This is a genomic window from Xenorhabdus khoisanae, assembly GCF_001037465.1.
Lineage (GTDB): Bacteria > Pseudomonadota > Gammaproteobacteria > Enterobacterales > Enterobacteriaceae > Xenorhabdus > Xenorhabdus khoisanae.
The window spans coordinates 45,702-56,171 of the sequence record NZ_LFCV01000099.1; the positions used below are offsets into that span (position 1 = coordinate 45,702).

The window sequence follows — 10,470 nt, forward strand, 5'->3', positions numbered from 1 at the left end:
TCAGGATAAAATCCCATTGCAACAGGTTACGGTGAATGGCTGGCAGGGGAACACCTTATCAACGAGGTATCAAACAATAACCTGATTCCCAGTAAATAATCCTGGAGATTCTTATGTTTTCTATGCGAAAAGCGACGATAGAAGATGCAACGTTACTATCCCAACTCCTTGAGACAAGCTACCGTTTTCACTTTTCCGATTTGTGGTACGACAGAGACGAACTGGAAGAATATATTACGGAAGAGTGCTCAGTAGAGCAAATATCAACCTCGCTCCAAGCGCGCGATCACACATGGTTTATTGCCAAATCTCAACAAGCCATCAGCTCAGATGCCAAGCATTTTAAAACGAATTATTCCGATATCATCGGCTTTAGTAAAATCGTCTTCAATCAACCTATTCCTGATGCAGACTGCACTGGCGTCTATTAAGCACAATGCATATAATGACTAAGAAGCTATAGATTGATTAACCAGACCGATATCTGAAATAAATGGATTCCCATCCCTAATCTCTACAATAAAAGTAAATATTCTGGATGGGAATGAAGATGAAAATAATCCTAATGAAGGACATCAGCCAGTTGCTAACTCAAACAAATCTCATCTAAAAAATTATAGCCCGAAATACATTAGAATTGGATTTAATATAAAAAAACTTTATTATCTAACTATATGGTGTTTCAATAGTGCTTCATATTACTCAAAACGTTAAATACTTCTTCATCAATTCCTAAGCATTCATCTTTTTCAGTTTTTTGATGGAATATTTGATTTTTAGGTATGATAGCCTTATTTAAGTATCTAAATTCTGACTCTGTAATCGAACTACAATATTGACCTTGTGCAAATGATGTTTTTTCTCTCCAGGGGTGATGAGAAAGAGTCTGTTCACCTAACCGAGAATGATATCTACTAACTTGATTATCATGAGATAATTGCATAGCAAAGTAATCTTCAATAAAACAAAAACCCTTAATCGGTGAATTTGCATTTCTGGATTCTTCAGCAACCCATTCTAACCCTAACTTACATAATTTCCTAACAATAGCAATAGAGAACGCAACTAAAAGAACACACTGACTCCTATTAAAAAATGACCCTCTTTTTTCAACACCTTCTTCTATTTTTCTCAATGCACTAAGTCCCTCCATATCGCCTTTGTCGAATTGACTAAAAATATGCTCAATGATGCCCATACCAACGCCATCAAATTTGATTTCTTCATTTAGAACCATGGAGTTCATTGTTATATTTTTATTTATAAACCTTATACCCAAGTCTGCCCAATTATTAAGTTTAATATTGTATTTTGTTGCTTTTTTCATTAAGATGTTTTGAAATGATAAACTATTCTTATTTTTAAGTATAAAGGATATCCAATTCTCATAGATATAACGACAAGCATCTATTTCTAGTTTACAAGCTCGACCTTGCATATAACCAGATACCCTTTTATATAAATAATCAAAATTATTACTCGTAAATTCACCTTTACTGTTCCCATACATAAATGAAATAAAATTCCTTATTATTCTTCCTGCCTGACCTTGATCTCTTACCGGGTCTGGTGATATATTTATTGCCATATTTAAATCATCTATCAACATATACACATTTTCACTCTTATCTCTTTTGAGAAGATATTGAAAATAATTTTTTCTGGCAGTATTTTCACCATAAATAAAAATAATATTTTTTTTCATGTGATTTACCTCAACTATATCATTTTACCCTGATAGGCACTGGGAAATAGAAAATGATTTTCATCATGCTAAAAGCATAAATTTAATTATTCAATTTTTTATTCCTTTTATCACTTTGCTCCATGCAAAAATGGAATAATTTTCTCTTTCATCGCTTGCATAAATTGTGGCGGGAAACTATGCCCCATTTTGGGGATTGATAAAAATTCAGCATCGGTAATACGTTTGGCCGTATCTTCGCCACAGGCAATCGGAATCAAAGGATCATCTTCACCATGTACAACCAATGTTGGACAACGAATTTTTGCCAAAAGATCGACTCGGTGAGAATCTGCCATTACCGCCAATGTCTGCCGCATCGAACTGTTAGGATGATACCCACTACGGCGCAAGGTCATCCGCAAATGCTGGGCCAACTTATCTTTATCTAATGATTCAGAGGGAGAAACAACAGCTTGTATGATGTTAAGCTGATGAGTGATCAGCTCATCTTCACTAGTGCCTCCCGGCTTAGCCAATAATGCCGCCATCACTTCTGGCTGAGGCTGGGGAAGATAGTGAGCACCACTTGAACTCATAATACTCACCAAACTGATAACTCGTTCAGGGTAAGTTGCTGCCAGCCTTTGGGCAATCATACCTCCCATTGAGGCACCAATAATGTGAGCTTGTGAAATATTTAACGCATCGAGTACTCCCAAGGCATCATCTGTCATATCTTGCATACTGTAAGGAGTACGGACCGGCAACCCCAAACGAAAACGGAGTTTTTGCCAAAAAAATGTGGACTGCCGGAGGTGATCAAATTGCTGGCTTAACCCGGCATCACGGTTATCATAACGGATTACGCGAAACCCGGCCGCGACTAATAGGTTTACTATTTCATCAGGCCAGTCAATAAGCTGCATTCCCAACCCCATGATAAGCAAAACGGCTGGGCGTGTTTCCCCACCACTATCTTCAACTTCAATCGAAATATGATTGGCAGTAATTTTCATAGGTGGCAACCTTTTGATATATATACTTCATCTTTCAAAAAATAGCTTTATTAACTGCGCCACAGCTAGGAATTCATTGGGTATAGATAGAAACAACTTAAAATATGAAACTAAAATAAAATCCTGAAACAAACAAGATTTTTTTATTGCGCATAACAACAGAAAAAGCTAAGTTTTGCTGCGTTTAGATAAATTACATCCAACAGGATATTTTATTGATTCATACAATAATAACGTAAAGAACATAACCTAATTATTCTATCGCGTGACAAATAGTGTAGCAAAAATCACCATCCAGAAAGAAAAATACAGTGATCTGGCATAGAAATTTCCCCCACATTCCCTATATTCTCCCATAATAACGATTTTGATATCTTCAGGGCAAAATAAAAATATATCTTCAAAATATTGATAATATTAGACTTTATTATTTTTTAAATTTTCATTTTTTTAATAATTGTGATATTAATCCCCTTTCTTTAATTCGCTTGTTGCGGTTTATGTTCAAATTTATGAATATAAACGAGAATGGATAACAACTTGTAATGATAAGTCAAACATTCATTAAAAAAGAGGGGATTGCACAGGCTTTTCTGGCCCGTTATCTCCTCTCTGAACAATGTGGTAACCGGCTGAAAACCATTGAATTACTGGCTAAAGAATGCGATTTGTCCGTGGGTTTGATGCAAGCAGCATTAAAATCTCTCGAACAAGTACAGGCGGTTGGAATTAAGCGTCGTGGTCGTAATGGTAGTTTCCTTGCTCAGATAAACCACAAATTACTCTTGGAATATGCCGATATCGGCAATGTGGTCTGCGCAATGCCTCTTCCTTATACCCGTGCCTATGAAGGGCTGGCAAGTGGTTTAAAAGCACAATGTGCAGGTGTTCCTTTCTACTTTGCGCATATGCGTGGCTCAGATATCCGCATTGAATGTTTACTGAATGGTGTTTACGACTTAGCCGTAACATCAAGACTTGCCGCAGAGCAGCACCCAGAAAATAAAGATCTATATATTGCGCTTTCACTAGGGACACAAAGTTACACAGACAGGCATAGGCTAATCTTTCGTCATGGCGAAATGGAATCCATTCGCCGCGTGGGATTAGACAGTACCTCAGCAGACCAAAAAATAATGACAGAGCAATTTTTTGCCGGAAAAGAAATTGAATTGGTCGAGGTTTCTTACCATGAATGCCTGAATCAAATCATCAAAGGCCACATTGATGCGGCCATCTGGAACGTCGGAGAAGGCCACGAACTGATAGTACAGGGCCTGATGACGCAACTCCCGGATAACAGCGAATGCTTTATCAAGGCTTCTGAAGCCGTTATCCTTGCCCGCAAGGATAATATCCCCATCCAGCAACTCCTGCATACTATGGTTGATAAGGAAGTCTTACTGACTCATCAACGAAATGTCGTAGCAGGCATCATCGAGCCCGTTTATTGACACTCTAACAATCAAAATAAACTGTTTATTAATACTGACGTATAACAAAAAGCAATGGTAGAACAACGCTTAACTATCTTGTTGCAAGGTGGTGTCATCGACCAAGATATCTACGATGACATGCTGAATGTTGTGCATGCTCTGGAAGATACCTGGCGTATCCCTATCCATCACCCGCAAGGCGAAATGGCGCTTACCCATATGGCAAGTGCTTTTATGCGTTCACGTCGCGGTGAAAAGGTCTCTCCTCTGGATAAAGACATTCTGTCAAACATTGAGCAATCTGAAGACTACAATCGATTACTGACAATTCATCACTCTTTGATAGAAAACTTCAAAGTGAAGCTAGATCCCAGTGAAGAAGGCTATCTGTTAGTGAATTTATATGGTTTAATGCTTTCGATCGAAAGTGACTAGCTTTTGGTTCCATTATAAATATTCAAAAAAATGAAGATTAATCTCCACAGAAAATTTTAATTCTTACACAGCCTTGCTGCTTTGCAGACAGATATGAAGGGAAGCCTATGTTTATTGACGCATTGAAAAAACAGAACCCCAAATTGATTGAAGTTGCAAAAGAGCTTTGGCAACAGGGCGTCATTTTACCAGATACTTACATCATTGATGTCGATCAGGTCTTGAATAATGGTCGGCGCTTACTACAAGTCGCAGAGCAGTATGGCATTGAACTCTATTTGATGACCAAACAAATCGGGCGCAATCCATGGTTGACCAAGAAATTGGTTGAGCTCGGTTATCGCGGCGTTGTTGCTGTCGATTTCAGGGAAGCCTATAGCCTGAGCCAGCATGGTGTACCACTGTGCCACATCGGCCACTTGGTGCAAACACCGACACATTTAATCGAAACCATGCTCAAGCATAAGCCAGATATCATCACAGTATATTCGCTTGAAAAAGCACAAGCCATTTCGGATGCTGCGGAGAAATTGGGACGAATTCAGCCCGTCATGCTGAAAATATTTGATAAACGAGATATTGCTTTCCCCGGTCAAGAAGCGGGTATCACCTTCAGTGAACTCGATGCCACCGTGGATGCCTTAAAACATATGCCCGGCATTAAATTGAGCGGCCTGACTCATTTCCCTTGTCTATCATGGGATGAACGGTACCAGACAACCTTACCTACCACTAATTTGCTGACCCTCATTCGTGCACGAAACCGACTCGAACAACTCGGAATTAACCTTTCACAAATCAATGCCCCGGCAGCATCAAGCTGTAACACCATTCCATTACTGTCCAAATACGGTGCCACCCATCTGGAACCGGGCCATGCCTTGACCGGAACTGTCCCCGCCAATATCAGTGGTCAAGAGCCGGAACATGTTGCTATGGTCTATGTCACGGAAGTCTCTCATCACTACGATGGCAATAGTTACTGCTACGGTGGCGGTTACTATAAACGTGGGCACATGAAACATGCACTGGTTTTCCATGAGCACACGATTTCTCCCAAAAAAGTGCGCATACTGCGATTGGGAGAACCCTGCATTGATTACAACCTCCCGCTGTCAGGCACTCATCCTATCGGTAGTCCTGTGATCATGTGTTTCCGCCCTCAAATTTTCGTGACTCGCAGTGATGTCGCTCTTGTTTCAGGTATTCAATCAGGTTCTCCAAAACTTGAAGGCATTTATGACAGCCAAGGGAATTGGAAAAATAGTGGCTATTCTAAATAATCCCTCAATATAGGTATTACATATAATAATATTCCGTCATTAAATAATGTTATTTTCGCTATAGTGGATTTACCGCATGATCCTGAGCAAACATTTTATGGGATACTACAACCAGACTGGGGATACGCCCACACATTCCGCTTCGTATTCCTCATCCAGCATTAATGCAGTTGAAGGCACACTCGGGCCGTGGGATATCAAAGGTATCGAGTTAAAAGCCGGGGGTACACACTGCAACATTCATCAGAAAATCGAACCGTAAATCATCATTTGGCAATAGAAACAGATAGCCGCATTGACGCCTCTGGCTATACCTATGTACATGAGCATCTGCATATCGATCTTTCTGTTGCAAAAAGCAACCTTGATTGCCGATTGGATCAATATGATCTGATCGTTGATGAGCTGCATCATCTCTATACCCTCGGGGTAAGGAATATCGTGGAGATGACTAACCGTTACATGGGACGCAATGCGGTTTTTCTACTGGATTTAATGCGTGATACCCATATCAATATCATCGCCTCGACAGGCTACTATAAACAGCCCTTTTTCCCAGCCCATTTCAGTGAATTGAGTGTACAGACGATCGCCGATGAGATGATCTCAGAGATCGAAATCGGCATTGATGGCACCGAATTAAAAGCCGGGGTGATCGCAGAGATAGGTTCCAGTCTCGGGCAAATCACCGAAAATGAGAAAAAAGTATTTGCCGCCGCCGCTCTGGCACATCAGGCCACAGGTTGCCCCATTTCCACCCATACCACATTGGGCACAATGGGGCTCGAACAATTGATGCTGCTAGAAGGATTTGGCGTATCCCCCAAACATGTGGCTATCGGCCATTGTGACCTTAAAGATAATCTGGATACCATCATTCCGTTGCTGGAAGCCGGGGCATGGGTACAATTCGATACCATCGGCAAAAATAATTACTACCCAGACAGCCGACGCATTGCCATGTTGCAGGAAATCGCCAAGTTTGGGTTACTTGAGCGAGTAATGCTTTCTCAAGATATCACTCGCCGCTCTCATTTAAAAAGCAATGGGGGAAACGGGTTCGACTATCTGTTAACCGTATTCGTTCCTATGTTGCGGGAAGCTGGTTTTTCCCAAACGCAGATAGACCAAATGCTACGCGATAATCCTGTACGATTTTTCCAACGTTGAGTTTTCCAAGGCAAGGTTTTCAAGAACAGGTTTTCAAAAACCAGGTTTTTAAAAAAACGTGTTCAAGAAAATAAAAAAATAACTTTTAAAAGCAATCCGATAGAAGATACAAAAAGAGGGATAACAGCATGAGATTTGTCATTGGTGGGCAAATAGAGAAAGAGGCGATAGCCGAGAATATTCGTCAATTAGCAGGAGATAAAGCCACTTCCATTACAGTCATGAATGACATCGAAGCCGCTATGGCAATTAAAAATGGCGATGCAGATTACTACTTTGGCGCATGCAACACCGGTGGTGGTGGTGCATTGGCAATCGCAATCGCCCTTATCGGCTTCGAACAATGTGCCACCATAGGCATGCCGGGCAAAATTCTGTCTGACGATGAAATTATTGCTCACGTGAAAGCAGGTAAAAAAGCATTTGGTTTCACAGGACAAGATATTGAGATCGTCCTGCCAGTGATAATTAACACCATCATCTCACTATAAGGAACCTATCATGCAGCATCTTCATGATTTCCTGATCAGATTGATGGAAGTTGATCCTTTCAAAGCGGGATTATTGGCAGCAATCGGGGCTATTGCTGCCATGATGGCAAACCGCGGTATCGCTGTTTTCCATGATGGCCTGCGTCCTCTATTGCCTGAATACCTTGAAGGACGGATGAGCCGAAAAGTACTCGCCGCAACCAGCTTCGCTCTGAGCATTGGTTTAGTTGTCGGTTTTGGTATTCCCTTTTCACTCACCGCTCCCATTGTGCTGGTTCACAGTCTGTTACTCGGCACTGACATGATTGGCATCTGGTGTGCCAACAGCCGAAGAGGCTTTATCGCCTCTGGTATCATCGGTGCCCTGTATGCCATTGCCTTGCTGGCCGGCCTGCGTTCGGTGGTAGAACTGTTTGCCCTGCTGCCCGTCAATTTCACCGATGACCTCAAAAAAGTCGGTGATCCGATTGTGGCTTGCTTTGCCCTATTCCCTGCCATGGTCGTCGGTTATCAATATGGCTATCGCAAAGGTCTATTAGTCATGCTTACTGCACTGGTTGGCTATCTAGCCACCAAAGCAATTGGCCCATTGAGCTTTGGCGGCATGATCGAAAAACCCGTCAGCATTGACCCTAACGGCGCTGCATTGCTGCTATCGATGATTGCCATGTTCTACTTTGCGATGCGCGAGCGTCCTGCTCAATCGACAGAGCAAAAAGGAGCCAATGAAGTCTTGGTCGGCCTGTTCTCAACCCGTATAGAACGCATCCAGAAAAACAAGTGGCTGCTGATTCTGTGTGGTGGCCTGACCGCCAGTGCGGCAACCATGTCTTTCAGCCTGCTGGCGGAAGGCCCGGTTTCCTTGCAACTGATGGCGCAAGGCGAGCAGACAAACGCATTGCTGGTAGCATTGGCACGTGCCATTGGTTTTATTCCATTAGTGGGTACAACAGCGATAGCGACCGGCGTTTACAGCCCGAATGGCATGAAATTCGTATTTGTGGCGGGGCTGGCGACCAACAACCCGTGGATTGCCTTTGTTGCGGGTGGTATCACCATGTTCATCGAAATCCAGCTGCTGGCGAAAATTGCAATCTGGCTGGATAAATACCCTGGCGTGAAAGCGTGTAGCGGACACATTCGTACCGCGATCACTAAAATGCTCGAAGTGGCCTTGCTGGTTGGTGCTATGATTGCCTCCAACGCCATTCTGCCGGGAATGGGCTTTATGATCGTGGCGGGTATCTACCTGCTCAACCGTACCTCTAAACGTCCTTTAGTGGAAATGGCTATCGGCCCAATCGCAACAATTACCGTGGGTATTCTTGCGAACTTGCTCTTTCTGCTGGGAATAAAATAAGAAAATGAAAACCTATCCATTGCAAAGCATGACGATGGCACAAGCACAACAGCAGCAATTCAAGCTGGTGGATATTATCTGTCGTCATTTTCCGGGTGCTGATTTTCTTTCGCAAGGTGATCTGGGCTTAGTCCCGGATCTGCACCAGCCACGCATGACGCGACGCATTGAGGCTGTAATTGCAGAGTTTTTTGGCGCTGAAACAGCAGCTTTTGTCAATGGAGCAGGAACCGGCGCATTGCGTGCGGGGCTGGCCGCCTTAGTCAGCCCCCATGCAACATTGCTTGTACATAATGCGCCAATTTATCCCACCACTAAAGTATCGATTGAACAGATGGGATTAAACATCGTTCAGGCGGATTTCAATCACCCGGAACAAATTGTGGCGGCCATCCGGCAATACCAGCCTGTGGCTTGTCTTGTCCAGCACACACGCCAGAAGATATCTGACAGTTACTCTCTGCAAGCAGTGATTGACACGCTGAATCAATATCACATTCCTTCACTAGTGGACGATAATTATGCGGTGATGAAAGTGGCACAGATTGGTTGTGAGTATGGCGCAACGCTTTCCACATTCTCTTGTTTTAAATTATTGGGGCCACAAGGGGTTGGGATTGTTGTAGGAGAACAGGCAATCATTGATAACCTTCGCCACAGCATGTATTCCGGTGGCTGCCAGATACAGGGTTATCAGGCAATGGAAGCCTTGCGGGGTATGGTATTCGCGTCCGTCATGCATGCAGTGCAGGCAGAAGTTAATAACGAACTGGTCGCACGCTTGAATCAAGGGGAGTTGCCACAAGTGAAACAGGCATTCCTCGCCAATGCCCAATCAAAAGTTCTGCTAGTGGAATTTCACGAACCGATTGCAGAAAGGGTACTCACCGTAGCCCATACATTCGGAGCACTGCCTTATCCGGTAGGCGCAGAATCAAAATTCGAAATTCCTCCCCTGTTTTACCGCATTTCTGGCACCTTTCGCCAAACAGATCCCACACTGGAACATCGTATGATCCGTATTAACCCTAATCGCAGCGGAGCAGATACCGTGATGCGCATTTTACGAGAAAGCTGTCAGTTGAAAAGTTAAAAATGTAAGAAAAGCGATACCTGAAAAGCAAGCTGTTGAATTGATATTATAGAAAAAATATAACGCCTGATTATCATTAAGAAATTAATCAATATATCACCTTCTGTTATTACATTACATAAGGTATTTCATCTGTTTTTATTATCTACCCATGACTTGGATTAACAATACCAAAACAGAATCAGGCGTTAATAAATCAAGTTATTCCATATAATAATTAGCATCTAATTTGCCTTTGGTCAATTTATTTTATCATTCTAATCACGATCCAGTTCTTTTTAAATAACTACTATTTCATATGGGTGTAATATAAATTACATTAATAAAACTATGTAACTAATATTTAATTCGGCACGATAATTTCCTTCAACATCATACCCTGCAACATCATGGCGCTTATTCCATTTAATTAAATTTCCTTATATTTCTGTCATCTATAACCGTTATCCATAATAACACTCACGAAATAAGCATTTAAAATCAAGGAGTTATTTATAAC

The 10,470-nt window shown here is 42.0% G+C and carries 11 protein-coding genes; 9 read left to right on the forward strand and 2 right to left on the reverse strand.

Annotated elements, in window-relative coordinates:
- Positions 1 to 113: 113 nt before the first annotated feature.
- Complete coding sequence (locus AB204_RS20890; protein ID WP_053067918.1) at positions 114 to 431, forward strand: hypothetical protein; 318 nt, start codon at positions 114 to 116, stop codon at positions 429 to 431.
- Positions 432 to 682: 251 nt separating this feature from the next.
- Here the strand turns inward: AB204_RS20890 and AB204_RS14495 are convergent, their stop codons facing one another.
- Both AB204_RS14495 and AB204_RS14500 read right to left on the reverse strand, forming a co-directional pair.
- Complete coding sequence (locus tag AB204_RS14495; RefSeq protein WP_047964081.1) at positions 683 to 1,705, reverse strand: hypothetical protein; 1,023 nt, start codon at positions 1,703 to 1,705, stop codon at positions 683 to 685.
- Between the two features lie 110 nt (positions 1,706 to 1,815).
- Positions 1,816 to 2,703, reverse strand: a complete 888-nt coding sequence (locus AB204_RS14500) for an alpha/beta hydrolase (protein ID WP_047964082.1) — start codon at positions 2,701 to 2,703, stop codon at positions 1,816 to 1,818.
- 545 nt (positions 2,704 to 3,248) lie between these two features.
- On the opposite strand from AB204_RS14500, the gene yhfZ reads away from it, so the two are divergent.
- The 8 genes from yhfZ (at position 3,249) to AB204_RS14535 (ending at position 9,971) form a co-directional block, all read left to right on the forward strand.
- A complete protein-coding gene (yhfZ, locus tag AB204_RS14505) occupies positions 3,249 to 4,157 on the forward strand; it encodes a GntR family transcriptional regulator YhfZ (RefSeq protein WP_047964083.1) in 909 nt (302 codons plus the stop codon).
- 54 nt (positions 4,158 to 4,211) lie between these two features.
- Positions 4,212 to 4,574, forward strand: coding sequence for a hypothetical protein (locus tag AB204_RS14510; RefSeq protein WP_047964084.1), 363 nt, complete (start codon positions 4,212 to 4,214; stop codon positions 4,572 to 4,574).
- A gap of 107 nt (positions 4,575 to 4,681) precedes the next feature.
- Complete coding sequence (locus AB204_RS14515) at positions 4,682 to 5,857, forward strand: YhfX family PLP-dependent enzyme (protein WP_047964085.1); 1,176 nt, start codon at positions 4,682 to 4,684, stop codon at positions 5,855 to 5,857.
- A gap of 76 nt (positions 5,858 to 5,933) precedes the next feature.
- Positions 5,934 to 6,119 (forward strand): hypothetical protein, encoded by a 186-nt coding sequence (locus AB204_RS22440; RefSeq protein WP_152671544.1) that lies wholly within the window; start codon positions 5,934 to 5,936, stop codon positions 6,117 to 6,119.
- Between the two features lie 14 nt (positions 6,120 to 6,133).
- Positions 6,134 to 7,027 (forward strand): phosphotriesterase-related protein, encoded by an 894-nt coding sequence (locus AB204_RS14520; protein ID WP_152671546.1) that lies wholly within the window; start codon positions 6,134 to 6,136, stop codon positions 7,025 to 7,027.
- A 128-nt stretch (positions 7,028 to 7,155) separates the two neighbouring features.
- Positions 7,156 to 7,518 carry a DUF2620 domain-containing protein gene (locus tag AB204_RS14525; RefSeq protein ID WP_047964086.1) on the forward strand — a complete coding sequence of 121 codons (363 nt, stop codon included), beginning with the start codon at positions 7,156 to 7,158 and terminating at the stop codon, positions 7,516 to 7,518.
- Between the two features lie 10 nt (positions 7,519 to 7,528).
- Positions 7,529 to 8,878, forward strand: coding sequence for a YhfT family protein (locus tag AB204_RS14530; RefSeq protein WP_047964087.1), 1,350 nt, complete (start codon positions 7,529 to 7,531; stop codon positions 8,876 to 8,878).
- Between the two features lie 4 nt (positions 8,879 to 8,882).
- Positions 8,883 to 9,971, forward strand: a complete 1,089-nt coding sequence (locus AB204_RS14535) for an aminotransferase class V-fold PLP-dependent enzyme (RefSeq protein WP_047964088.1) — start codon at positions 8,883 to 8,885, stop codon at positions 9,969 to 9,971.
- The last annotated feature ends 499 nt before the right edge of the window (positions 9,972 to 10,470 follow it).